At 68.5% G+C, this 22,931-nt stretch carries 25 protein-coding genes; 18 read left to right on the top strand and 7 right to left on the bottom strand.

What is annotated here, in order from left to right; all coding sequences use genetic code 11:
• The first annotated feature begins 273 nt into the window (after positions 1-273).
• Complete coding sequence (locus ACFSJG_RS20455) at positions 274-1,902, top strand: FAD-dependent oxidoreductase (protein WP_378487071.1); 1,629 nt, start codon at positions 274-276, stop codon at positions 1,900-1,902.
• Positions 1,903-1,952: 50 nt separating this feature from the next.
• Here the strand turns inward: ACFSJG_RS20455 and ACFSJG_RS20450 are convergent, their stop codons facing one another.
• Positions 1,953-2,981: a 2Fe-2S iron-sulfur cluster-binding protein gene (locus ACFSJG_RS20450; RefSeq protein WP_378487070.1), complete on the bottom strand. Its 1,029-nt coding sequence runs from the start codon at positions 2,979-2,981 to the stop codon at positions 1,953-1,955.
• A 74-nt stretch (positions 2,982-3,055) separates the two neighbouring features.
• Between ACFSJG_RS20450 and ACFSJG_RS20445 the strand changes: the two genes are divergently transcribed.
• Genes ACFSJG_RS20445 through ACFSJG_RS20425 form a run of 5 tightly spaced genes read left to right on the top strand, consistent with a single transcriptional unit; the run spans position 3,056 to position 7,956 of the window.
• A complete protein-coding gene (locus ACFSJG_RS20445; RefSeq protein ID WP_378487069.1) occupies positions 3,056-4,504 on the top strand; it encodes a class I adenylate-forming enzyme family protein in 1,449 nt (482 codons plus the stop codon).
• Positions 4,482-5,387 (top strand): acyl-CoA dehydrogenase family protein, encoded by a 906-nt coding sequence (locus ACFSJG_RS20440; RefSeq protein WP_378487068.1) that lies wholly within the window; start codon positions 4,482-4,484, stop codon positions 5,385-5,387. The genes ACFSJG_RS20445 and ACFSJG_RS20440 overlap by 23 nt, the downstream gene beginning before the upstream one ends.
• Entirely contained in the window at positions 5,374-6,462 is a 1,089-nt protein-coding gene (locus ACFSJG_RS20435; RefSeq protein ID WP_378487067.1) for an acyl-CoA dehydrogenase family protein, read from the top strand. The genes ACFSJG_RS20440 and ACFSJG_RS20435 overlap by 14 nt, the downstream gene beginning before the upstream one ends.
• A 1-nt stretch (position 6,463) precedes the next feature.
• A complete protein-coding gene (locus tag ACFSJG_RS20430) occupies positions 6,464-7,231 on the top strand; it encodes an enoyl-CoA hydratase/isomerase family protein (RefSeq protein ID WP_378487066.1) in 768 nt (255 codons plus the stop codon).
• Between the two features lie 5 nt (positions 7,232-7,236).
• Positions 7,237-7,956 carry an alpha/beta fold hydrolase gene (locus ACFSJG_RS20425; protein WP_378487065.1) on the top strand — a complete coding sequence of 240 codons (720 nt, stop codon included), beginning with the start codon at positions 7,237-7,239 and terminating at the stop codon, positions 7,954-7,956.
• Positions 7,957-7,997: 41 nt separating this feature from the next.
• Here the strand turns inward: ACFSJG_RS20425 and ACFSJG_RS20420 are convergent, their stop codons facing one another.
• A complete protein-coding gene (locus ACFSJG_RS20420) occupies positions 7,998-8,414 on the bottom strand; it encodes a hypothetical protein (protein WP_378487064.1) in 417 nt (138 codons plus the stop codon).
• A 131-nt stretch (positions 8,415-8,545) separates the two neighbouring features.
• Here ACFSJG_RS20420 and ACFSJG_RS20415 point away from each other — a divergent pair, with 131 nt between their 5' ends.
• Positions 8,546-9,358 carry an enoyl-CoA hydratase/isomerase family protein gene (locus ACFSJG_RS20415; protein WP_378487063.1) on the top strand — a complete coding sequence of 271 codons (813 nt, stop codon included), beginning with the start codon at positions 8,546-8,548 and terminating at the stop codon, positions 9,356-9,358.
• Between the two features lie 29 nt (positions 9,359-9,387).
• On the opposite strand, the gene ACFSJG_RS20410 is transcribed toward ACFSJG_RS20415, so the two are convergent.
• Positions 9,388-10,137 (bottom strand): SDR family NAD(P)-dependent oxidoreductase, encoded by a 750-nt coding sequence (locus ACFSJG_RS20410; RefSeq protein ID WP_378487062.1) that lies wholly within the window; start codon positions 10,135-10,137, stop codon positions 9,388-9,390.
• Positions 10,134-10,898, bottom strand: a complete 765-nt coding sequence (locus ACFSJG_RS20405; protein WP_378487061.1) for an SDR family NAD(P)-dependent oxidoreductase — start codon at positions 10,896-10,898, stop codon at positions 10,134-10,136. The genes ACFSJG_RS20410 and ACFSJG_RS20405 overlap by 4 nt, the downstream gene beginning before the upstream one ends.
• Positions 10,899-10,951: 53 nt before the next feature.
• On the opposite strand from ACFSJG_RS20405, the gene ACFSJG_RS20400 reads away from it, so the two are divergent.
• The 7 genes from ACFSJG_RS20400 to ACFSJG_RS20370 all read left to right on the top strand — a co-directional run bounded on the left by ACFSJG_RS20400 (position 10,952) and on the right by ACFSJG_RS20370 (position 16,614).
• Positions 10,952-12,388, top strand: a complete 1,437-nt coding sequence (locus ACFSJG_RS20400) for a class I adenylate-forming enzyme family protein (protein WP_378487060.1) — start codon at positions 10,952-10,954, stop codon at positions 12,386-12,388.
• Positions 12,381-13,535 (top strand): thiolase family protein, encoded by a 1,155-nt coding sequence (locus ACFSJG_RS20395; protein WP_378487059.1) that lies wholly within the window; start codon positions 12,381-12,383, stop codon positions 13,533-13,535. Before ACFSJG_RS20400 ends, ACFSJG_RS20395 begins: the two co-directional genes overlap by 8 nt.
• A gap of 50 nt (positions 13,536-13,585) precedes the next feature.
• Positions 13,586-14,419, top strand: coding sequence for a methylmalonyl Co-A mutase-associated GTPase MeaB (gene meaB / locus ACFSJG_RS20390; RefSeq protein ID WP_378487205.1), 834 nt, complete (start codon positions 13,586-13,588; stop codon positions 14,417-14,419).
• Between the two features lie 125 nt (positions 14,420-14,544).
• Positions 14,545-14,880 (top strand): WXG100 family type VII secretion target, encoded by a 336-nt coding sequence (locus tag ACFSJG_RS20385; protein WP_465270028.1) that lies wholly within the window; start codon positions 14,545-14,547, stop codon positions 14,878-14,880.
• A complete protein-coding gene (locus ACFSJG_RS20380; RefSeq protein ID WP_378487057.1) occupies positions 14,880-15,167 on the top strand; it encodes a WXG100 family type VII secretion target in 288 nt (95 codons plus the stop codon). Before ACFSJG_RS20385 ends, ACFSJG_RS20380 begins: the two co-directional genes overlap by 1 nt.
• Positions 15,167-16,381 (top strand): colicin E3/pyocin S6 family cytotoxin, encoded by a 1,215-nt coding sequence (locus tag ACFSJG_RS20375; protein WP_378487204.1) that lies wholly within the window; start codon positions 15,167-15,169, stop codon positions 16,379-16,381. The genes ACFSJG_RS20380 and ACFSJG_RS20375 overlap by 1 nt, the downstream gene beginning before the upstream one ends.
• Before the next feature lie 2 nt (positions 16,382-16,383).
• Positions 16,384-16,614, top strand: a complete 231-nt coding sequence (locus tag ACFSJG_RS20370) for a DUF7683 domain-containing protein (RefSeq protein ID WP_378487056.1) — start codon at positions 16,384-16,386, stop codon at positions 16,612-16,614.
• Positions 16,615-16,627: 13 nt separating this feature from the next.
• Here ACFSJG_RS20370 and ACFSJG_RS20365 read toward each other — a convergent pair whose 3' ends face one another.
• Genes ACFSJG_RS20365 through ACFSJG_RS20355 form a run of 3 tightly spaced genes read right to left on the bottom strand, consistent with a single transcriptional unit; the run spans position 16,628 to position 19,201 of the window.
• Positions 16,628-17,692, bottom strand: a complete 1,065-nt coding sequence (locus ACFSJG_RS20365) for an NAD(P)H-dependent amine dehydrogenase family protein (RefSeq protein ID WP_378487055.1) — start codon at positions 17,690-17,692, stop codon at positions 16,628-16,630.
• Entirely contained in the window at positions 17,689-18,498 is an 810-nt protein-coding gene (locus ACFSJG_RS20360) for an acyl-CoA thioesterase (protein ID WP_378487054.1), read from the bottom strand. Before ACFSJG_RS20360 ends, ACFSJG_RS20365 begins: the two co-directional genes overlap by 4 nt.
• Positions 18,499-18,547: 49 nt before the next feature.
• Positions 18,548-19,201, bottom strand: coding sequence for a TetR/AcrR family transcriptional regulator (locus tag ACFSJG_RS20355; RefSeq protein ID WP_378487053.1), 654 nt, complete (start codon positions 19,199-19,201; stop codon positions 18,548-18,550).
• 205 nt (positions 19,202-19,406) lie between these two features.
• On the opposite strand from ACFSJG_RS20355, the gene ACFSJG_RS20350 reads away from it, so the two are divergent.
• The 4 genes from ACFSJG_RS20350 to ACFSJG_RS20335 form a co-directional block, all read left to right on the top strand.
• The gene (locus ACFSJG_RS20350) at positions 19,407-20,405 is read left to right on the top strand and encodes an acyl-CoA dehydrogenase family protein (RefSeq protein WP_378487052.1); all 999 of its coding nucleotides are present in this window, start codon (positions 19,407-19,409) and stop codon (positions 20,403-20,405) included.
• 9 nt (positions 20,406-20,414) lie between these two features.
• Complete coding sequence (locus tag ACFSJG_RS20345) at positions 20,415-21,590, top strand: acyl-CoA dehydrogenase family protein (RefSeq protein ID WP_378487051.1); 1,176 nt, start codon at positions 20,415-20,417, stop codon at positions 21,588-21,590.
• 9 nt (positions 21,591-21,599) lie between these two features.
• Complete coding sequence (locus ACFSJG_RS20340) at positions 21,600-22,385, top strand: enoyl-CoA hydratase (RefSeq protein WP_378487050.1); 786 nt, start codon at positions 21,600-21,602, stop codon at positions 22,383-22,385.
• Between the two features lie 87 nt (positions 22,386-22,472).
• Positions 22,473-22,931 (top strand): MTB12 C-terminal domain-containing protein (locus ACFSJG_RS20335; RefSeq protein ID WP_378487049.1); only part of this gene is annotated, 459 nt, incomplete at its 3' end.

Raw genomic sequence — 22,931 nt, 5'->3', positions numbered from 1 at the left:
GATTCCCCGATCCGGCGCTGTCGCTGTTGATTGGCTGTCGCGATTCGTCGGCACGGTCGGGCGGTTCCTGGCATGTCGCCCTGTGGTCGGTCACGCTCTCGAGAAGGACGTTGCGGAGAGCGTAGTCGATTCATTGCGTCTATGGAAACAGTATTCTATCCTTCTGGAAACATGATTCTCGCGAGCTCGGTGATCTTTCGGGTGGAGTCCTCGGGGGGTGTCGCCGTGGTCGGGGAACGTGGCCGCCCGCCGCCCGAGATGTACAGGACCACCATGACTTTCGTCATCACGCAGCGATGCTGCAACGATGCCAGCTGCATCCCCGAGTGTCCCGTCGACTGCATTCGGCCGAGGCCGGACGATCCGGACTTCGCGACCACCGAGATGCTCTACATCGACGCGGCGACGTGCATCGACTGCGGGGCCTGCACCGAGGCGTGTCCGGTGGACGCGATCTACTCGGACTTCGACCTCCCGCCGGAACTGGAGCGGTACGTCGACATCAACCAGGCCTACTTCGAGCGGAATCCTCTCGACAACTCCGCGGTGACACCGCCCTCCGCGCCGCGCCGGCTGCCGACGGACAGGAGTCCGCTGCGTGTCGCCGTCGTCGGGTCCGGTCCCGCGGGATGCTATGCGGCGGAACAGTTGTTGCGCCTCGGCAACGTCCAGGTCGAGATCTTCGATCGGCTGCCCACGCCGTGGGGACTGATCCGCAACGGGGTCGCGCCCGACCACCACGAGACGAAGAAGGTCGTCGACCGCTTCGGCTCCGCCTTCCGTGCCGACGCCACCCGCATGTACCTGGGGGTGGACGTCGGAGCGGACGTCACGCTCGACGAACTGCGCGCCCACCATCACGCGGTCGTCTACGCCACCGGGGCCTCCGGTGACAGGCGCATGGATGTACCCGGTGAGGACCTCGCGGGTAGCCACTCGGCCACCGAGTTCGTCGCCTGGTACAACGGGCACCCCGACCATGCGGACCGGCAGTTCGACCTGTCCGGCGACCGGGCCGTGATCGTCGGAAACGGCAACGTCGCGCTCGACGTCGCGCGGGTCCTGCTGCTCGACCCGGATGTCCTGGCCAAGACCGATATCGCTGATCACGCCTTGAAGGCGTTGCGCGACAGCGCCATCCGTGAGGTCGTCGTCGTCGGACGGCGCGGCCCGGCGCAGGCCGCCTATTCGACCTCGGAGTTCCTCGCGCTCGGTGGCCTCACCGGTATCGACGTCGTCGTCGACGATCCGGAGTCGGCATTCGGCGCCTCGGGGGCAACGGGTTCGGACGATCCGGACGCGGCCCCGTCGGTTCGGTTGAAGGTCGATCTCGCCCGCGAGTACGCCGACGCCCCCTCCGGCGGCGCGGACAAGCGAATCGTGTTCCGCTACCTCTCCTCTCCGGTGTCGCTGGACGGCGACGGTCGCGTCGAGTCGGTCACCCTGGTGGCGAACACCCTGGGCAACGATCTGGCCGCGGTACCCACCGGCCGCACCGAGGTGGTGGAGACGTCGCTGGTGTTCCGGTCCGTCGGCTACCGCGGACTTCCGGTCGCCGGTCTGCCCTTCGACGAGGCCAGGGGTGTCCTTCCCAACGAGAGCGGTCGCGTGGAGGGGCTCGACGGCGTCTACACGACCGGCTGGATCAAGCGCGGACCGCGCGGAGTGATCGGGACGAACCGTGTCGACTCCGCGGAGACGGTCGCCGCCCTGCTCGAGGACTTCGAGGCCGGCCGACTGTCCGAGCCGACGGGTGATCGTGAGGCGCTGACCGCGTTGGTCGCCGAGCGGGTGCCGGGGTTCGTGGACAAGGCGCGCTGGCAGGCCGTCGACGCTGCGGAGAAGGCGGCAGGCCGAAGCGCGGGACGACCACGCGTCAAGGGGACCCTGCCCGAGGACTGATCCGGGACGCCGTCCGACCGTCGCAGCGACAGTCGGACGGCGTCCCGGCGTCAGGCGTCGTCGTAGTTCGCGGTCACCGAGGCGGAGGTGGGGACCGCCTGGCAGGTCAGGACGTATCCGTCCGCCACCTCGTCGTCGGTGAGCACGTCGTTCACCCGCATCTCCGCGGTGCCCTCGGTGAGGGTCGCGATGCAGGTTCCGCAGTTCCCTGCCTCGCAGGAGAAAGGCGGCGTCATCCCCGCGCGTCGGGCGCTCTCCAGGATCGTGTCACCCGCCTTCGCCGTCACGGTCGCCTTGCTCTTGCGCAGGACGACGTTCACCGTGCACTCGTCCGTCGCGGCGTCGGCGGGCCCGGCGCCGGCTTCCTCGACGGTCTCGGCCTCCGGGGTCGACACCGCACCGAAGTCCTCCGCGACCACGCGGCCGGTGTCGGGCAGTGCCGCTTCGACGAGGGCCATGAATGCGGCGGGTCCGCACAGGTAGCTGTCGGCGGTGACGTCCTCGCCGACGAAGTCCCGGACCGCGTCGGCGCTGAGAAACCCGGCGTGGTCGTCGAGGTGCCGGATCACGGTCAGCCGCCCGTCGTAGCGGGCCTGCAGGTCGGCGAGCGCGTCGCCGAAGATGATCGAGTCCGCGTCGCGGTCCGCGCACAGCAGACGAACGGGACGATCGGTGGTGGCCAGCGCGCTCTTCGTGAGCGACAGGATCGGGGTGATCCCACTGCCCCCGCTGAATCCGAGGATCGGGGTGGTGTCGGGTCGCAGGACGAAGGTGCCTGCCGGTCTCGTCATCTCGACGACGTCGCCTTCGACGAGGTTGTCGTGCAGCCAGTTGGAGACCCGGCCGCCGGGGACGCGCTTGACGGTCGTCATCAGCTCGCCGTCGACCTCGGGTGCGCTCGACATCGAGTACGAGCGGTACAGGTCGTGCCCGTCGACGGTCACCTTGAACGTGCAGAACTGGCCGGCCCGGTAGGGCAGCGGCCCGTCGTGCGGAGCGAGCACGTACGTACGGGCGTCGGCCGACTCCTTCACGATCCTGCTGACTGTCGCGCGCTGGAACAACGGGGGTCTCGCCATGGACCGGCACCTCCTGGTATTAAGGTTCTATCAAACAGAGAATACTATTCTCGCGAAGAGATGGGACCTTCTCAATGGGGAACCCCGAGATCGCCGAACAGGATGCGGACACGGCGCCGGCGCCTTCTTCCGTCGTGCTCGCCTTCGAGGACCGCGAGTTCACGCTCGCGGAGATCGACGCGCTCGCGCACGGTGTGTCCGGCGTGCTGGAGCGGTCCGGAGTCGGCGCAGGCGACCGTGTCGCGCTGATGTCGTCCAACCGCCCCGAGTTCGTCGTCGCAGTCCGGGCGATCTGGCAGCTGGGCGCAGCGGTCGTGCTGGTCAGTCCGGCGTGGAAGCGCGACGAGGTCGCGCACGCGCTCGACGTGACGAAACCGGTGTTCGCGATCGGTGACAGTCCGGTACTGGCCGACCTGATGCCGATGTTGCATCTCGACGATCACGTCGCGCCCGGGTCCGGGACACGGCGGGCGGTGGATCCCGATGCCGAGGCCGTTCTCGTGTTCAGTTCGGGCACGACCGGGCTGCCCAAGGCCGTCCGCCACACCCACGGCTCGTTCGCCGCGGCTGTCGAGCACTGGAAGGTCGCGCTGGACCTCACCGCCGCCGACCGCATGCAGATCGTGACACCGCCCTCGCACATCCTCGGCCTGCTCAACATCGCCACCGCGCTGGACTGCGGCGCCTGGATCAGGCTGCACCGCCGGTTCGACCTCGATGCGATGCTGCACCACATCCAGGCCGACCGGATCACCGTCGAGATGGCGGTCGCTCCGATCGCGCTGGCCATCGCCTCGCATCCCGAGCTGGAGTCCTACGACCTGTCGTCGCTGCGATACATCATGTGGGGCGCCACCCCGGTGACCCCGAGTGTCGCGGAGCGGGTCACCGAGCGAACCGGTGTCGGCTGGATGCCCGCCTACGGCGCCAGCGAACTGCCCGTCATCGCGTGTAACCCGATCGAGGGCGCCCGACTCGACAGCGTCGGGAAACCCGTTCCCGGAGTGGAGGTTCGGATCACCTCCCTCGGCACGGGCGAGCCGGTCGGCGCCGGGGAGGTCGGAGAGATCCAGACCAGGTCGGCATCGCTCATGACCGGATACCTCCCCGAGGACGCGACCGCGGACGCCTTCGTCGACGGCTGGTACCGCACCGGCGACGTCGGCTACCTCGACGCCGACAACTGGCTTCGGATCACCGACCGGCTCAAGGAAATGATCAAGGTCAAGGGATTCCAGGTCGCGCCCGCGGAGATCGAGGCGGTCCTGCACGGCCACCCCGACGTCGCGGACTGCGCGGTTTTCGGGGAGCCCGACCCGACCTCCGGCGAAACCGTCGTCGCCGCCGTCCTCACCGCGAACCCCGTCACCGCGGAGGCGCTCACCGAGTACGTCGGGGAGCGGCTCGCCACCTACAAGCGGCTCGGACGAGTCGTGTTCGTACCCGAGATTCCGCGCCTGCCGTCGGGCAAGGTGCTGCGCCGAGAACTCAAGGAGCGCCATGGACGTACGTCTGACGAGTGAGCAGCGGCAGCTGCGGGACGCCGCCGCGAAACTGGCCGACGACCTCGGTCCCGGATCCGTTCAGGACCTCGACGACGAGGCCCGCGTCGCCCGGCTGGAGAAGACCGTCGAGACCACCGGCTGGCGGTCGCTGCGCTCAGACGGCGCCTCCGGTGTGGAGGTCGCGATCGTCGCGGAGGAGTTCGGCCGCGGGCTCGTCGACGTCCCCTTCCTCGGTCCGGTGCTCGCCGACGACCTCACCCGGCACGTCGTCGACACGCAGCAGTCGTGGGCGGTCGCCGTCGCCGGGGAGGCCGTCGACTCCCGCGGCCTGGACCGAGCGGTCGTCCTGCAGGACAGGGTGATCGAGTCGGCCGGAGTCGGTGCGGTGGTACCCACCGCCGACCTGACGCGCTGGTTCGCGGAACTCGACGGTCCCCGGGAATCCCTGGGCGACCTGCCGGGCGACGCTGCCGAGCGCTGGTACGCGCTGGCGCTGGCGGCCACCTGCGCGGACCTGGTCGGCGTCATGCGCGGCGCGCAGGCCACGGCCCTCGACTACGTGAAGGTCCGGGAGCAGTACGGCAACACGATCGGGTCGTACCAGGCCGTCGCACACCTGCTCGCCGACAACCAGGCCCTGATCGAGGGGTCGATCAGCGTCCTGCGGCACGCGGCCTGGGCGGTCGACGAACTGGCCGTCGACGCGGCGATCCGGGCCGGCCGGATCGCCAAGCTGTACGCCGGTCGCGCCGCCCGCACCGTGTGCGAGAACGCCATTCAGGTGCACGGCGGCATCGGCAACACCTGGGAGTGTCTCGAGCATGCCTATCTGCGGCGGGCGCTGACGTCCACCGAACTGTTCCCCGTGAGCCTGGAGGAGATCGATCTTGGACTTTCGTGACTCGCCGGACGAGGCGGCCTTCCGGGAACGGTTGCGCGCCTGGCTGACCGACAATGCGAAGAAGTTCCCGACCTCCGGCGACGAGTACTGGGCTCGGCAGGGGGAGTGGCACCAGGCGCTGTACGGCGCGGGGTTCTTCGGCCTGTCGTGGCCGAAGGAGTACGGCGGCCAGGAACTGCCCCCCGTCTACGACGTGATCCTCGACGAGGAACTCGCGATCGCGGGAGCTCCGCCGCGTCCCAGCCTCGGCTACCTGGTGACCGGCCTCGGTCACCACGGCAGCAAGGAACTCGCGGCCCGCTTCCTGCCCGGCATGATCAACGGCACCGAGCGCTGGTGCCAGGGCTTCAGCGAGCCCGGAGCCGGATCGGATCTGGCATCGCTCACCACGACGGCCGTCCGCGACGGTGACGAGTACGTCGTCAACGGGCACAAGATCTGGACCAGCTACTCGGACGTCGCGGACTGGTGCCTGCTGCTCGCTCGCACCGACTCGACCGTGCCTCGACACAAGGGCATCTCCGCATTCGTCGTGCCGATGAAGCAGCCCGGCGTGGAGCAGCGGCCGCTCAAGATGATCAGCGGCGTCACCAAGGAGTTCGGCCAGGTGCTGTTCGACGGGGCGCGTGTGCCCGCCGACCAGATGGTCGGGGCGCCCGGTGAGGGCTGGAAGCTCGCGATGACCGTCGTCGGGCACGAGCGAGAGCCGTCCACCCTCGGGTACGCCGCGCGCTACGGAAAGCTGGTGCGTCAGTTGGCCTCCCGCGTGGACGGCAAGGCGCCGGAGGAACTGGCGTGGGCGGCGGTGCAGTCGGAGATGCTGCGGCTGCACGTGCGACGCAGGTTGTCCGAGCAACTCGACGGCGTCACGCACGGCTCCGAGGGCTCGCTCGACAAGCTCCTCATGACCTGGGTCGACCAGTCGGTCGGGCACGCGGCCCTCACTGTCGGCGGTTCCCGCGACGAGGAGATGTTCGGCTCGTACCTGTACAGCCGGGCGCAGTCCGTCATGGGCGGGACCTCGCAGATTCAGAAGAACATCATCGCCTCACGAATCCTCGGATTGGGAGTCTGACATGTACGACATGCCCGAAGAAGTCGACGTCCGCGCCGAGGGATCGCTGCGGATCATCACATTGAACCGTCCCGACGCGCTCAATGCCGTCAACGACGACCTGCACAGTGGGCTGGCGCGACTGTGGCCGCAACTGAGCGCGGACCGCGGTGCCCGCGCCGCGGTGCTGACGGGCGCGGGCAAGGCGTTCTCCGCCGGCGGGGACTTCACCTACCTCGCCGAACTCGCGGAGGACCCGGACCTGCGAGCGAAGACGATCGCGCACGGCCGCGACATCGTGCTGGGGATGGCACGCTGCCGCGTCCCGGTGATCGCCGCCGTGAACGGACCGGCCGTCGGACTCGGCTGCAGCCTCGTCGCGCTCAGCGACATCGTCTACATGGCCGAATCCGCGTACCTCGCCGATCCGCACGTGCAGGTCGGGCTCGTCGCGGCGGACGGTGGACCCCTGACATGGCCGCTGCAGATCAGCCTGCTGCTGGCAAAGGAGTTCGCGCTCACCGGTACCCGGATCTCCTCGGAACGGGCCAGGGAGCTCGGGCTGGCGAACCACGTGGTGGCCGATCCGTTCGCCGAGGCACTCGCCTGCGCCGAGAAGATCGCCTCTCACCCGCAGCAGGCGGTCGAGGCCACGAAGCGGATGCTGAACCTGCACATCGAACGCGCCGTCCTCGCCTCCCTCGACTACGCGAACGCCGCCGAGGACCAGTCCTTCCAGACCGAGGACTTCCGTGCCAACATCGCACGTCTGACCGCGGTCAAGGCCTGACCTGCATGGCTACCTTCGTGCTGGTCCACGGTGGCGGGCACGGCGGGTGGTGCTATCGCTCGGTGGCGCAGATCCTGCGCGGAGCCGGGCACGAGGTCCACACGCCGACCTTGACCGGGCTAGGGGAACGTGCCCATCTCCTGCACCCGGGTGTCGACCTCGACACCCACATCGGTGACATTGACGGGGTGCTGCGATACGAGGACCTGACCGACGTGATCCTGGTCGGACACAGCTACGGCGGCATGGTGATCACGGGTGCCGCGGACCGCGCTCCGAACCGGGTCGGTCAACTCGTCTATCTGGACGCGGCGACCCCGGTGAATGGGCAGTCGCTCGTGGATGTGGCAGGCGACATCATGGCGGCGGCCCGCCTCGACAGCCGGGTCGTCGACGGTGTCGAACTCGTCCTTCATCCCTTCGCCGAGGCCGGGATGTTCTATGGCGTAACCGACCCCGAGGTGCTCGCGTGGATGGCGGACCGGTTGACGCCGCATCCGTGGCGATGCTTCGAGCAGGCTCTCGACCTGCGGAACGAGGCGGAGCTGTGGGCGTTACCGCAGTCGCACATCGTCTGCAGTTCCACTGTGCCGTCACGAGACCCGGAGCTGGTGGCGGCAGCCCGGACCGCAGGGCGATTCTTCGAGATCGACACCGGTCACGATCTGATGATCACCGAGCCTCGCGCCGTGGCGGACGCGCTGATGCAGGTCGCGTCCGCATGACGGGCCGAACCCCCGCGGCATTCCGCCGCGGGGGTGGGGATTCAGCGCCGCTCGACGTTCGCCCAGAATCCGATGTTGTTCTGCAACGGGTCGACGTCACTGGAGATGGTGTATCCGGAGATCGAGCTGGGGAAGCAGCCGAACCACTTCGTCTCGATCCGGAGCTTCTGACCGGCCTTGAGGAGCGGGCTGAACTGCTGTTGGCCGCCGAACTCCTGCAGGGTCACGTTCGGCCAGTCCCGCCCGTACGCGGTGACCTCCATCCAGCGGACCATGTACCAGGAGTCGACCCACGGATCGCCGGGCTTGCCGAACGAGCAGTAGACGCCGCCGACCAGATCGAGATCGACGGGGCCGACCGGCGCTGCCTGCGCGGGAGCCGCGGTGACAACACTTCCGGCGGCGATACCGACGGCAGCGGCTCCGGCGGCGACGGCGCGAATCAGCTTCTGTTTCATGCTCGCTCCTCGAGGTCGTGGGCAACACATGGTGTTGCTGGTGAATCGCTGCGAACTTCCCGAGTGTTACCCGTATGGTCGGTTTCTTCCAGTCGAGCCGAGAGTGTCTGACACGCAACGGAGGTCGTGAGGTGGCCGAGATCGAGGAACCGATTCCGCGTGTCGACGCGGACGACCTGGGGGCCGCCGGCCTCCGTTTCGAGCGTGAGGGGCCGATCGGCTGGTGTGTGATCGATCGCCCGGCCGCCCGCAACGCGTTCACCCCGGCGATGTACTACGGGCTCAGACGTGCTGTCCGGCTCGTCAATTCGGATCCCGACCTGGCGGCGTTGATCATCACCGGCGTCGACGACGTCTTCGCCCCCGGCGGTGACCTCGGTGGCCGCGCCGAGCCCGGTGACCGCCTGCCGGACGGCCTCGGCCACGACATCCTGCCGTTCCTGACGATCCGGGACAGCAGGGCGCCGGTGATCGCGGCGGTGAACGGAATCTGCCAGGCCGGAGGGCTGCTCGTCGCGATGATGGCCGACGTCGCCGTCGCCAGCAACCGCGCCACGTTCCGGGTGCCCGAACTGCTGCGCGGCATCCCCGACGCGACGTTCGCGGCAGCGCTGCCCGCGCACGTGGGAATCGCGGTCGCGCGGGACCTGCTGCTCACGGCGCGGCGTTTCGACGCCGCCGAGGCGCAGCGACTCGGGGTGATCTCGCGCGTCGTGCCGCACGACGACCTGCGCGCTGCCGCGGTGACCGCGGCGCGGGAGATCCTGCAGACCGCGCCCGAGGCGAGGGTGCAGGTCAAACGGATGCTCAACGAGCGCTACGGACTCGTCGACTACCAGACGATGAACGCGGCTTTGGAGACGTCGCCCGAGCCCCGCGAGGGAATGCGGGCCTTCATGGAGAAGCGGCCACCGAACTGGGTACCGGTGAACTTCCCGGACTGACGGGCCGCGGCGAACCACGGCCCGTCGGGTCAGCGCACAGGAACGAGGGTTTCCGATCGCTGCACCGTTCCGGTGACACCGCTCGCGTCCTGCACAGCCAGGAGGACCGCGGCCTCGCCCATCGTCTCGGGTGGTTCGACCATCTCCGGAGGGATCTCGATCCCGCTGCCTCCTGCTTGCCAGCCCTCGGTGAGCACGACTCGTGACGGGCTGAGGCAGTTCACGGCGATGTTGTCGTCGCGCAGGTCCGACGCCAGTCCGAGGTAGAGCCGTTCGACCGCCGCCTTCGACACCCAGTAGGCGTTCGAGCCGCGGTCGGTCATCGTGACGCCGATGGTGGTGACCGCGATCAGCGATCCCCCGCCGCGAGCCCGCACGTGCGGGATGACGGCCTTGGTCACCTGGAACACGCCGGTGAGGTTGACATCCAGGCAGAGCTGCCACCGCTTGAGCGGTGTCGACTCGATCGGCCCCTGCCACAGCACGCCTGCGTTGGCGACGAGGATGTCGATGCCGCCGAACTCGGCGACGGTGGCGTCCACCGCCGACTGGACGGACTGCTCGTCGGTGACGTCGCAGGGTACGGCGAGGGCGCGGCCGCCTGCTGCGGTGATCCGGTCCGCGACCGCGCCGATCGTGCCGGGGACCCTGCCCTCGTGCTCCGACCGTGCGGCCACGGCGACCGCCGCACCCGCCTGGGCGAGTGCGGCGGCGACGGCCGCGCCGATGCCGCGGCTTGCGCCTGCGACGAAGGCGACCCTGCCGTCGAGCCTGGTCACTTCGGTGGGAAGCGCAGTGCGCCGTCGAGTCGAATGACCTCGCCGTTGAGATAGTCGTTCTCGACGATCGACGCGACGAGCGTTGCGTACTCCGGGGACCGTCCCATCCGCTTCGGGTGCGGAACCTGCGGGCCCCAGTACGCCTCGAGCTTCTCCCCGGCCTGACCGTAGGCAGGCGTGAGGAAGGTACCGGGCGCGATGGTGCACACCCGGATCCCGAGCGGTGACAGGTCGCGGGCCGCGACGAGGGTCATGCCGACGACGCCGCCCTTGGCTGCCGAGTACGGCAGCTGCCCGATCTGGCCCTCGTAGGCCGCGATGGATGCGGTGTTCACGATGACGCCACGGCCTCCCTCCTCGAGTGGTTCGGTGCGTGCTATGGCGGCGGCGGACAGTCGCATCACGTTGAACACCGAGACGAGGTACGAGTCGATCGTGGTGCGGAAGGCGTCGAGCGGCATCGGGCTGCCGTCTTTGCCGACGAGCCGGCCACCGCCCGCCGGGCCGCCGTGGCAGTCGACGGAGATGCGCAGCGGACCCAGGGATTCCGCCTCGGCGATGGCCGCGTTCACCGAGTCCTCGTCACCGGCGTCGACGTGCACGTAGCGCACGCCGAGCTCCTCTTCGAGTGCCTTGCCCTTGTCGTCGGCGACGTCGGCGACGACGACCTTCGCGCCACCCGCGTGCAGGCGCCGGACGGTGGCCTCACCGAGGCCTCCGGTGCCGCCGACGACGAGGGCGGACGTGCCAGTGATCTGCATGCGAAAAATCCCTTCTTGAAACGTCTCTCTCCTACTGAGAGAATCATGTTCTCATGAACATCAGCATGATTCTAGAAATGGCCGCATCGGATGGCGATCGGATCGTCGTGACGGGTGCCGGACGTTCGCTGTCCGCCGCAGAGCTGCTGGAGCGCGCCCGGTTCGCCGCTGCCCGGTTCCGGGACCGTCCCGCCGTGCTCTATCTCGGCACCAACCATCCCGCCTACCCGGTCGCACTCTTCGGGGCCGCCCTCGCCGGAGTGCCGTTCGTGCCACTCAACTACCGGTTGGGTGACGCCCAGCTGACGGCGCTGCGCGAACGGCACGAGGGCGCACTCGTTCTCGAACAGGACGACCTCGACGCACTCGTGGCCGGCGCCCTGCCCGACGGGGAACCGGCGGTCGACCTTCCGGACTGGGACGGTGACGCCGTCGCCGTGATCATCTACACGAGCGGCACCACCTCGGATCCGAAGCCGGCCGTGCTGAGGCACCGGCACCTGCTCGCCTACGTCCTCAACACGCTGGAGTTCGGTGCGTCCGAACCGACGGACGCCGCACTGGTGGCCGTGCCGCCGTACCACATCGCGGGCCTGACCAACCTGATGTCGAACCTGTACACGGGCCGCCGGGTGGTCTACCTGCCCGCCTTCGATCCCGCCGAATGGCTCGACACCGTCCGCGCCGAACGTGTCACCCACGCGATGCTCGTCCCGACGATGCTCGCGCGGATCGTGGCCGAGCTGGGGGACGGGGACGCCGGCACCCCGACCCTGCAGTCGCTCGCCTACGGCGGATCACGAACGCCCCGAACGGTTCTCGAGCACGCCCTGCGCGCCTTCCCCGACACCGGGTTCGTCAACGCCTACGGACTGACCGAGACGGCGTCGTCGGTGGCCGTGCTGTCCCCCGACGACCACCGCGAGGCGTTCGGGTCGACCGACGCCGTCGTGCGCGACCGGCTCGGCTCCGTCGGGCGGCCGCTGCCGGGTATCGAGATCGAGATCCGCACGGAGTCCGACGATCCCGTAGCCACCGGAGAGACGGGACTGGTCTTCGTTCGGGGTGAACAGATCTCGGGCGAGTACGGCAACCGCAGCGTCCTCGACGAGAACGGCTGGTTCGCGACCCGTGACCTCGGTCGGCTAGACCCCGACGGCTACCTCTACATCGACGGCCGCGCCGACGACACGATCATCCGAGGCGGCGAGAACATCGCGCCGGCCGAGATCGAGGACGTCCTGCTCGCTCATCCCGGTGTGGTGGAGGCTGCCGTCATCGGCGTCGCCGACGCCGAATGGGGGCAGCGGATCGTCGCCGTGCTCGTCGGAGACGTCGATCCGGCCGCGGTCAAGGACTGGGTCCGGGAGCGGCTGCGTTCGTCGAAGACCCCGGACACCGTCGTCCTCCGCTCCGAACTCCCCAAGACCGAGACCGGAAAACTGTTGCGTCGCACTCTGATCACCGAACTGGAGAATGCCAATGCCTGAAGCCGTCATCGTGTCCGCGCTGCGCACCCCCATCGGCACCGCGGGCAAGGGTTCCCTGCGCGACACCACCGCGTTCGAGCTCGCACACCAGATCGTCACGGCGACCGTCGACGAACTCGGACGCCTCGATGTCGACCCCGCCCGCATCGACGACCTGATTCTCGCCGAGGGTCTGCACGGCGGTGGCGTCATCGCGCGCCATGCGGCGGTCACCGCCGGCCTGCTCTCGGTGCCCGGTCTCGCGCTCAACCGGCACTGCGCCGCAGGACAGGGTGCGGTGCAGACGGCGGCCGCGAGCGTGCGCGCCGGAATGGACTCACTCGTGATCGCGGGCGGTGTCAACTCGGCGTCCACGGCGCCGCGGGCGCTGACCCGGGTCGGGGAGGAGTGGGTGCCGTGGATGTCTCCGAGCCATCCCGACCGGCCGGACGCCCCGAACCGGGACATGTCCATCACCGTCGGGTGGAACGCCGCCGTCGAGGCGGGCGTCACCCGCGAGGAGATGGACGCGTGGGCGCTCCGCTCGCACCTCAACGCGATCGCGGCCATCGAGGAGGGACGGTTCAAGGAGGAGATCGTCCCCGTCGACACCCCGCACGGCGTGTTCGCGGTGGACGAGCATCCGCGGCGGGAGACCAGCATGGAGAAGCTCGCATCCCTCAAGCCGCTGCACCCCGAGATCGAAGGTTTCAGCATCACGGCCGGAAATGCCTGCGGTGCCAACGATGCCGCTGCGGCGCTGACGGTCGCGAGTTCGGAACTCGGACTGCCCGCGCTCGCCACCGTCCGTTCCTGGGCGTCGGTGGCGGTCGATCCGGCGCGGACCGGACTCGCGCCCGTCGAGGCGATCCCGAAGGCCCTGGCACGGGCCGGCATGTCCGTCGCGGACGTCGACGTGTTCGAGATCAACGAGGCGTTCGCCGCGATGTGCGTGGCCACCGTCAAACTTCTCGACATCGACCCGGATCGCGTCAACGTCAGCGGTAGCGGATGCTCGCTCGGTCATCCCGTGGCCGCATCCGGGGCGCGGATGCTCGTCAGCCTCGTGCACGAACTGCGCCGACGCGGTGGGGGCGTCGGCGTGGCGGCGATGTGCGCCGGCGGCGGCATGGGATCGGCGACCGTCATCGAGGTGCCCGCACCGTGACGACGACGGTCGGCGTCACCGACCTCGTCGAGGCCGCGCGGAGCGGCTCGATGCGGGCGGTGGGCCGGCTGCTGAGCCTGGTCGAGAGCCCGCGACGCGACGAGGTGCTCGCGGTGCTCGGCCCGGCGACGGCTCGGGTCGTCGGGCTGACCGGCCCGCCCGGAGCAGGCAAGTCGACGACGGTCGCGGCACTCGTCGGCGCGTACCGGGAGCGGGGGAGTCGGGTCGCGGTGCTCGCCGTCGACCCGTCGTCGCCGTACAGCGGCGGCGCGCTGCTCGGCGACCGGATTCGCATGGCGCAGCACATCAACGACCCGGACGTGCTGATCCGGTCGGTCGCCACCCGCGGGCATCTCGGCGGTCTGGCCGCCGCGGTGCCCGCGGCGATCCGCCTCCTCGCCGCGCTCGGCTACGACCTGATCCTGCTGGAGACCGTCGGTGTCGGGCAGTCGGAGATCGAGATCGCCGCGGTCGCCGAGCCGACGGTCGTCGTCCTCAACCCCGGTGCGGGCGATGCCGTTCAGGCGGCGAAGGCGGGCCTGCTCGAGGTCGCCGACATCGTCGTCGTGAACAAGGCGGATCGTGAGGGCGCCGACCAGACGGTGCGAGACCTGCGCGCCGAGGTACGGGTGCCGATCCTCAAGCTGGTTGCGTCGCGCGGCGACGGCCTCGACGACGTCGTCGCCGCGATCGACGCCCACGATCAAGCCGACACGCGCGAGCGCCGAATCGCCAAGGCGCAGGCGCAGATCCTGTCGTTGGCCATGTCCCGGCTGCGTGGGGCCACCGGCCTTGGTGACCTCGCGGAGAGGGTCGTCACCGGCGACACGGACGTCTACACCGCGGCGGCGGACCTGCTCGCCAGGTCTGCGCGACTCACCTGAGCCGCACGTGCCAGGCGGAGTTCCTTCGTCAGCAGCGTGTTGTTGCGGATGCCGCTTGGCACGGTGGCACACGCGCCGGCGGAATCTGTATCGCTCGGCCCTGATACCCTCGCCCGCGGGGTGGAGTGAGCGCGTGCGTGTACGAGGGGGCGACGATGAGGGTTGATCCGCAACGGATGCACTCGACGGCCGATCGAATCAGCGTGTTGGCCGAAGAATTCTGGGACGATATCGAGGACCTCCGCAAGGAGGTGGAGAACCTGATGTCGGGCGACTGGCTCGGTGTCGCTGCCAAGTCGCACGCGCGACTGTGGGAGGAATGGGTTGATTCGGCCCGCCGGGTTGCTGCCGCGCTGACCAACGATGCCGGGCTCCTCCATCAGGCCGCCGACGAGTACACGAACACCGACAAGCGCAATGCAGGGGCTACGTCAAGCCTTCGCCTGGGTATCGATTCCTGATGGCAGGTTACGTCGCGAATACCGAGCAGATTCTTGCGCTCATCGACAAGGCACGTCGGATCGGTGAACAGATCAACACGCGAATATCGCAGGTGGAAAGGGAAGTTGCCACGCTGCACGTCGAATGGGACGGTGATGCAGCCGAGGCGCATCGCTCTCACACGGACACGTGGCAACGCGAGATGGGCGATATGAAGACCGCCCTGGCGGCGCTCGAGGCATCCACGCAGAATGCACACGACGGGTATCTCGCGAACGTCGAGCACAACGTGAAAATGTGGCCCTGATGGCACCGATCTCCATGGATCCCGCCGTACTCACCGACGCAGCCGTGACGTACGAGACGGCTCGGGCATCCGCTGACAAAGTTGTCGACGATCTGGCAGCAGCGCTGGACTCGAACTGGGGATGCGCCGGAAGCGACAGTGCCGGAGCGACATGGGCCGAGGGATACGACCCGGCCGCATACGACGCCGTCGCCGGGGGAACCGTCATCGTCAACGCCTTCGGCAAGATGCACGACCTCCTGGCGGTCACTGCTGTCAACCACGCGAACACAGAGCGGGCCAACACCAATCCACCAGAGCCTCCAGAATCGCCACCAGCGGAGCTCCCGACGATGGGAGCGCCAGCCTTCAAAGGCGCGTTCGGTGGTGATGCAGACGAGCCCTTCGGCTGGGGTCTGATCAGCAGCTGGTTGCAGGGCCATACCTGGCCCAACGGCGACCCGGACAAACTTCGCGCACTCGCCTCGGCATGGCGCGGAGCCGCGACTGGGCTGCGGGCCTCGGTCGACGGCACGGGATCCCTGTTCGCGAAGTTCGAGGACATCGAGTCGGGCGAGGTTCCCCAGATCCTTGCCCAGATGGATCTCGTCTTCAGCGACGCAGAGCATGTCGCAACTCAGTACGAGAACCTTGCCTCGTCATGTGACGAGTGGGCAGGCCAGATCGAGGACGCTCACGGCAAGGTCCTCGCGATCCTGGCCGGCGCGCTCGGTGTCGGTCTGATCGCCGGCGGTATCGCCGGATTCTTCACCGCTGGGACCGGGACGGTTGCGGTCACGGGTGCGACGGGTAGCGCGGCAGGAGCGTCGATTGTCGGCGTCCTCGTCGCATTCGACACCGCAGCCGCGGCGGCAGTGGGAGCCACGGTGGCCGCAGGTGTGGCGGTCGGGGGAGTTGCAACCGAATTGCAGCCCTTGCTCGACGCGAATCCAACTGTGTTCGGGGCAAATACCAGCGGCGGTGGCGGTGGCGCCCACCACTACGTGAAACCGCCGAAGGACCTACCAGGATTCCCGAACGCGAAACCTCTGAAGAAGATGGCCCCACGCTACAGGGAGCGGTGGCAGGACGCTGACGGAACGACGTATGAGTGGGACTATCAGCACGGTGCGGTCGAGAAGTACAGCAAGAACGGCAAGCATCTCGGTGAGTTTGACGCGAACACGGGTGCCCAGACGAAGCCACCAGAACCAGGCCGGAAACCAGGGAGATGACAATGAACTACTTGGAGGCGTACGACAAGGAATCCGGTTACCGAGTACACGAGTATCGACTCACCGGTATCGAGCTCGCGGATCTGAAGCTACTTCTCGGCATCGATCCTGAACTGGAGGTGTTCGGCTACGACGTGCCGGACTCTCTCGTCGCCCAGATCGGGAAGTATGCCGAGGGGCCCGTGATCGTGGACGAGTCCTGCGACTACCAGGTGGGGTTCTTCCGACAGTGACGTGTGCTCTCCGTCAGAGGGCTGCGACCACCTGCGGTAGGTCGAGTGTCGTGCGGATCCCCGGCTCCGCTGCGCAGACCGCCGCGATCGCGTTGACGGCGCGGTTCGCGGTGTAGCCGGGCGATACCGCAGCCATTCGTTCCAGAGGGACGGGGAAGCGGAGGTCGATGTCGAGGGGTGCGTCCCCGTCGACGGTGACGTGCCAGCCGGTGTCCCGGACATCCCAGTCGATGTCGGTGGTGCAGTACCAGGTTGCGCTGAACCGCAACAGTTCCCGGCCCTCGCGCACGCCGGATACGGTCACCCGCTGAGCTGCCACGGCGCCCTGGTCGATGGTGCCCGCGGCGATGGTGATCGTACGGCGGGCGGGGGCGAGGTCGCCGGTGGCGGTGACGTCGTCGAGGGGGACACCGAGTCCGTCCGCGAGGAGTCGCAGTGACGGGCCGAAACTCGCTCGGAGGTGGTCGACCCGCTGCTGCGCGACCGCGGCCGGGTCGCCGCCGAAGCCCATGACGTCGAACAGCAGGCCCGGCGAATCACGTTGTGACAGATCGGCGTACTCGTCGATCGCCAGGTGGTCCAGGCGACGCTGGATGGACGTGAGGACGAGCGGCAGCGCCTCGGTGACGAATCCGGGGCTGCTGCCGGTGCTGTGGATCGAGGTGCCACCGATCTCGCAGGCCGCCTCGACGCGAGCGCGTACTTCGGGGTCCATGCTTGCGGGATGGTGGAACTCGCCTCGGGTGGTCACCACGTTGGCGCCGGAGGCGAGGAGCCGGCACACCTCGTCGATGTCGCACGCGCGCGGCATGTAGAGGACGCAGTCGACGTCGGCCTCCACGACCGCCTCGATGCTCCGGGTCGCCGCCATCCCGGTCGGTTCCAGTCCGCACAGGGCACCCGCGTCGGCGCCGTCCTTGTCGTCGCTGTGGACGTGGACGGCACGGAGATCGAGCGACGGGTGCTCGATCACCGCTCGCAGCGCACGCGTGCCGATGTTGCCGGTGGCCCACTGCGCGACACGGAGATTGCGACTGTCGCGCTGGTCCTCGGGGGTGGTCGTGTCCGTCGCGGTCATGGGAGGCGGAGGAGCGCTTCCTGGGCGAACGAGGCGACGAGATCGCCGTTCGCGGTGAACACGTCGCCGCGGCCGAAGGTGCGGCCTCCTGCGATCAGCGGGCTGTGCTGGCGCAGGAGGAGCCAGTCGTCGGAGCGCAGGGGCCGGTGGAACCAGAGGCTGTGCGACGTGACCGCGGAGGTGAAGGCGGTGCCGTTGCCGCGCTGGCAGAGACCCTCGACCGAGAGCAACGCGGTGCCGATCAGATTCAGGTCGGTCGCGTAGGCGACGAGGGCGGTTCCGAAGTCCGGGTCGACTTCCGGTGTGCGCATCCACATCTCGAACTCGGGCGATGCAGTTCCGAGCGAGTCGAGGTCGGTGGTCGTGCGCGTCTCCCAGGGAATCAGGTCGAACTGGACGCGATGCTCGTCGGACAGCACCGACGGAACCGTCGGCGTGAACTGGTGCACCGGGCCGGCCTCGGGAGCATGCATGGACACCGTCGCGACGGCGATGGGGCCCTTGGACTGGCGCGCGACGACGGACAGGGTAGCGAACGAGCGTCCCTCGTGGTGCCGAATCGCCTCGTAGCGCACCGGTTCGTCGGCCCGACCCTCCCGAGGGAAGGTCGTGTGCAGCGACTTCAGTGCCTTGTCGGGGCAGGTGAGAGCCGCCGCTCGGACCAACTGTCCGAGGATCTGCCCACCGAACAGGCGGTGGTACTCGAGGCGCTGGTTGCCGCCCTCGTACACGCCGTCGGCGGCAGTGTCACCGGCGACGGCGTGCAGGGCGAGGCAGGAGACGAGGTCGTTCCACAACTCGGACATGTCCCGAGTGTAATCACTACTCTCCCGAGATGAGAATACTATTCTCGCGCTACTTTCCGGCGAAGCCGGTGGAGCAGAACTGCCACGCCTCGTCGGCGGTGATGGGCTTCGCTGTCGCATCGTCCGGCGCACCCGTCGACTGCGCGATGAACATGATCGTCTGCATGGTCATCGCCGCTGCGCGTCGCGGGTTGACGTCCTTGCGCAGCTCGCCGGCCTCGTACGCCTTCTCCATGAGTTCGGTGAACAGCGCGAGCAGCGGAGCGTGAGCAACCTTGACCTCGGCGGGGTGGGACACGAGCAGCTGGGGCGCGAAGTCGGTGAACAGCGGGCGCTGCGCGGTCGGGTCCGGGCGGCAGAACTCGAAAAGCAGTTCCACCGACACCCGAAGCTGCTCGATCGGCTCGTCCTGGCCCGCCGCGGCCGCTCGGATCTGGTCGGCCGACCGACTGAGGGCGTCCTCGAACAGTGCGAGCAGCAGTTCGTGCTTGCCGTCGAACTGGAGGTAGAAGCTGCGAAGCGACTGCTTCGACCGGTCGACCACTTCCTGGACCGTGAAGTCGGTGGTCCCCTTCTCGGTGATGATCGCCTGCGCGGCATCGAGAAAGCGCTGCACGCGCTGTTCGGCGCGGAGCTTGGCCGTCTTGATGGACCGTTCGACCGCGCGCTGCTTCCAGGCGGGTTCTTCGTTTACGCCGGTCATGGCCGGATCCGCGCTGACTCGTTGGTGGCGAACATGGATGCACTGTACCGGAGCGTGACGCGCGATTGCGCAGCCAGCTCGGTTCCGTGTTCCCTTCCAGAGATTGCTACTTTCCTGAACAGAGAATGTTATTCTCGCGCGGTGGCCGGGACATCGTCCGGCCGCGATCCAGTTGTTCGACCCAGGTGCGGGAAGGCAGGTCGGGATGCTGTTCGAGTTCGACGCCGATCAGCGGTTGTGGCAGGACACGGTCCGCGAGGTGGTGGCGAAGGAGTGCGCGCCCACGTTCGTCAGGAACGTCGTCGACGCGGGCGCGGATCCGGGGCAACCGTGGCTCAGATACGTCGAACTCGGGTGGACGGAGCTGACCGACGCCGAGTCCGCCGTCGAGCTGGCGATCGTCCTGGAGGAACTCGGACGCGCGACCGACCCGACCCCGTACCTCGCCACGATGACGCAGTTCGCGCCGCTGGCGCCCGCGTTCGTCGACCCCGAACGGTCCGGAACCGCGGTCCACGAGGGCATCGCCGCACACCGGGTCGGGGGTGACTGGGTGCTCGACGGCAGCGCGAAGTACGTGCTCGACGGTGACCGTGCCGAGCGGTTGGCGGTGGTCACCGGTGCCGGTGTGTTCGTGGTGCCCGCCGACCGCGTCGATGCGGTCCGGAGCCCGACCTTCGATCCGACGCTGCACCTCGCCGAGGTTCGGCTGAACGGCGTCGTGGTGGAGGACGGTGCGCGCAGTGACGTCGACCCGGCCCGAGCGCGCGACATCGCGCTGACCGGTGTCGCGATGACCACTGTCGGGGCGTGCCAGCGCATCCTCGACCTCGCCATCGAACACATCCGTGGTCGGGAGCAGTTCGGGCAGCCGATCGGATCGTTCCAGGCCGTGCAGCACAAGGCGGTCGACATGCACGTCGCGATCGAACGGGCACGCGCACTCGCCTACTTCGCCGCGCTGGCGATCTCGGCCGACGACCCGCGGCGTCGGGTGGCCGCGTCGATGGCGAAGGCCGCCGCCGGGGAGTGCCAGTCGCTGGTGTTCCGCAACGGACTACAGCTCTTCGGTGCAATGGGTTTCACCTGGGAAAACGACCTTCAATTCGCGCTCAAGCGCGCCAAGGCCGGCGAGCTGATGCTCGGCGGCGCGGCAGAGCACCGGGCGCTGATCGCCGCCGCGCGCGACGCGCACGAGATCTGAGGAGTACGCGTGCAACTGACCTTCGACTCCGATGTGGAGACGTTCCGCGCCGAGTTCGTGGCCTTCCTCGACGAACACCTGCCGGACGCCGCCGAAGCCGACGAGCGACCGCGGTCGAGCGCACACGTCCCCGAGTGGGCCAGGCGCTGGCAGCGGGTGCAGTTCGACAACGGGTGGCTGCTGCCGGGAAACCCGCCCGAGTTCGGGGGCCGCAACGCGACCATCCTGCAGCAGTACGTGCACCTCGAGGAGTTGTCCAAGCGGCGGATCTACCACAGCTTCAACCCACAGGGACTCGGCATCATCGCGGCGTCGCTGCTGTCCTTCGGTACGGAGGAGCAGAAGTCGCGGTGGGCGGCACGGATACTGCGGGCCGAGATCACGGCCGCACTCGGCATGAGCGAGCCGGGTGCGGGGTCGGACCTCGCCGGGTTGCGGACCCGCGCCGTACTCGACGGCGACCACTTCGTGGTGAACGGTCAGAAGGTGTGGACGTCGGGTGCGCACGACGCTGACGTGCTGCTGACGTTCGTGCGCACCGATCCGGTCGCGCCGAAGCACCAGGGGATCAGCGTGCTGCTGATTCCGACCGACACCCCGGGTGTGACGCGCCGGCCCTTCCCGTCCGTGTGCGCCCCCGACGATCTGGACTTCAACGAGGTCTTCTTCAACGACGTGCGGGTGCCCGTCGAGAACGTCGTCGGAGAGGTGAACAAGGGCTGGCAGGTGGCGACCGGGTCCCTCGGGCACGAGCGAACACTGTTGTGGCTCAGCTTCGCCGACAGGTTGGGTGACCTGATCGAGGACTTCCGTCCCGTCACCCAACTGGATCGGGACCGGTACGCGACCCTGGTGATGGACGCCCAGGCGCTGCGCCTGCTGGGCTCGCGCGCACTGGCGCGGGAAGCTCGGGGCGAGCAGGACGTCGCCGCGCTGTCGGTGCTGAAGCTGCTGGGGTCGGAATCCGTGCAGACCGCCGCCGAGCACGCGTTGTCGGCGGAGGGCGAGGACGGGCTCGTGCATCCGACGACAACGGCGCCCTACACACCGTGGAATCTCGACAACTTCTCGTCCAGCTGGTTCGAGCGCTATGTGCGGAGTTTCGCCGGCACCATCGCCGGCGGCACCTCGGAGATCCAGCGCACCATCATCGCCGAGCGGGTGCTCGGCCTCCCCCGACACTGAGGAGCCGACGTGTACATTCTCTACGAGGTCGCCGACCGGATCGCGACCATCACCCTGAACCGGCCGGAGGCGGCGAACGCCCAGAACGGTGCGCTCCTCGACGAATTGGACGCCGCCTGGATGCAGGCCGCACAGGATCCCGACGTCTCGGTGATCGTGCTGCGCGCCGAGGGCAAGCACTTCTCGTCCGGTCACGATCTGAACGACGGCGACTGGCCCGGATCGGACGAGATCACGCTCGAGTGGATCATCGCGGCCGAGAGCCGCCGCTACCTCGAGTACTCGCTGCGGTGGCGAAACGTCCCGAAGCCGTCCATCGCCGCGGTGCAGGGCAAGTGCATCGCAGGCGGGTTGCTGCTCTGCTGGCCGTGCGACCTCATCGTCGCCTCCGAGGATGCGTCCTTCTCCGACCCGGTGGTCATGATGGGCATCGGAGGAGTCGAATACCACGGTCACACATGGGAACTCGGGGCCCGCAAGGCGAAGGAGATCCTGTTCACCGGCCGGCCCGTCACCGCCGACGAGGCGGAGAAGGTCGGCATGGTGAACAAGGTGGTTCCGCGCGAGGCGCTGGACACGGAGACGCGGGCGCTCGCCGAGCGCATCGCGTCGATGCCGCCGTTCGGTCTCCGGCAGGCCAAGCGGGCGGTCAACCAGACGCTGGACGTGCAGGGCTTCTACGCCGCGATCCAGTCCGTCTTCGACGTCCACCAGACCGGGCACGGCAATGCGCTGAGCGTGAGCGGCTACCCGATCCTGGTGAACCTCGAACAGATGAAGGAAAAGCTCCGGTAGTACCCGGATGGTGAAAGAACAAGTGTTCCGCCATTTTTCGGCACGAGTGGTGAGCGGACGGTCCGCTCACCGGATAGGAGATTGGTCATGCGAGTTACGGCCTCCCGTCGGGCGCTTGTCGCCTCCGGCTTCGTTGCAGTCCTTGTCGCGGGACTCACCGGATGCAGCAGCGACGACTCCGACGACAGCGCGGATGCCACCACCACGACCGCCGCTGTGGCGACGACGACCAGTGCCGCGGCAGCCGCCGCGGATCCGGCGGTGACCGACGAGATCACCAATGCGTACGTCACCTTCTTCAACGGCACGTCGCCGGTCGACGTCCGGGTCGGACTCGTCGAGAACGGCCCCAGTTTCCAGGCCGCACTGGAGGGAATGGCTGCCGATCCCCAGGCCTCGGCGACCACTGCCACGGTTGCGAAGGTGACAACCGTCGACGACACCAACGCCGACGTCACCTACACGATCCTCATGGGCGGGAACCCGGTCCTCCCGGACCAGACCGGCCAGGCGGTCGAGCAGGACGGAACCTGGAAGGTCTCGGCG

This window comes from Rhodococcus gannanensis, from assembly GCF_042681175.1.
GTDB lineage: Bacteria > Actinomycetota > Actinomycetes > Mycobacteriales > Mycobacteriaceae > Rhodococcus_G > Rhodococcus_G gannanensis.
Note: the sequence above shows the minus strand (reverse complement) of the source record. Positions and strands in the feature narration are given on the sequence as shown.

Coding starts and splice junctions, on each gene's coding strand:
- ACFSJG_RS20455 (WP_378487071.1), top strand. CDS start 274: ATGACTTTCGTCATCACGCAGCGATGCTGCAACGATGCCAGCTGCATC.
- ACFSJG_RS20450 (WP_378487070.1), bottom strand. CDS start 2,981: ATGGCGAGACCCCCGTTGTTCCAGCGCGCGACAGTCAGCAGGATCGTG.
- ACFSJG_RS20445 (WP_378487069.1), top strand. CDS start 3,056: ATGGGGAACCCCGAGATCGCCGAACAGGATGCGGACACGGCGCCGGCG.
- ACFSJG_RS20440 (WP_378487068.1), top strand. CDS start 4,482: ATGGACGTACGTCTGACGAGTGAGCAGCGGCAGCTGCGGGACGCCGCC.
- ACFSJG_RS20430 (WP_378487066.1), top strand. CDS start 6,464: ATGTACGACATGCCCGAAGAAGTCGACGTCCGCGCCGAGGGATCGCTG.
- ACFSJG_RS20425 (WP_378487065.1), top strand. CDS start 7,237: ATGGCTACCTTCGTGCTGGTCCACGGTGGCGGGCACGGCGGGTGGTGC.
- ACFSJG_RS20420 (WP_378487064.1), bottom strand. CDS start 8,414: ATGAAACAGAAGCTGATTCGCGCCGTCGCCGCCGGAGCCGCTGCCGTC.
- ACFSJG_RS20405 (WP_378487061.1), bottom strand. CDS start 10,898: ATGCAGATCACTGGCACGTCCGCCCTCGTCGTCGGCGGCACCGGAGGC.
- ACFSJG_RS20400 (WP_378487060.1), top strand. CDS start 10,952: ATGAACATCAGCATGATTCTAGAAATGGCCGCATCGGATGGCGATCGG.
- ACFSJG_RS20395 (WP_378487059.1), top strand. CDS start 12,381: ATGCCTGAAGCCGTCATCGTGTCCGCGCTGCGCACCCCCATCGGCACC.
- meaB (WP_378487205.1), top strand. CDS start 13,586: ATGCGGGCGGTGGGCCGGCTGCTGAGCCTGGTCGAGAGCCCGCGACGC.
- ACFSJG_RS20380 (WP_378487057.1), top strand. CDS start 14,880: ATGGCAGGTTACGTCGCGAATACCGAGCAGATTCTTGCGCTCATCGAC.
- ACFSJG_RS20375 (WP_378487204.1), top strand. CDS start 15,167: ATGGCACCGATCTCCATGGATCCCGCCGTACTCACCGACGCAGCCGTG.
- ACFSJG_RS20370 (WP_378487056.1), top strand. CDS start 16,384: ATGAACTACTTGGAGGCGTACGACAAGGAATCCGGTTACCGAGTACAC.
- ACFSJG_RS20365 (WP_378487055.1), bottom strand. CDS start 17,692: ATGACCGCGACGGACACGACCACCCCCGAGGACCAGCGCGACAGTCGC.
- ACFSJG_RS20360 (WP_378487054.1), bottom strand. CDS start 18,498: ATGTCCGAGTTGTGGAACGACCTCGTCTCCTGCCTCGCCCTGCACGCC.
- ACFSJG_RS20355 (WP_378487053.1), bottom strand. CDS start 19,201: ATGACCGGCGTAAACGAAGAACCCGCCTGGAAGCAGCGCGCGGTCGAA.
- ACFSJG_RS20350 (WP_378487052.1), top strand. CDS start 19,407: ATGCTGTTCGAGTTCGACGCCGATCAGCGGTTGTGGCAGGACACGGTC.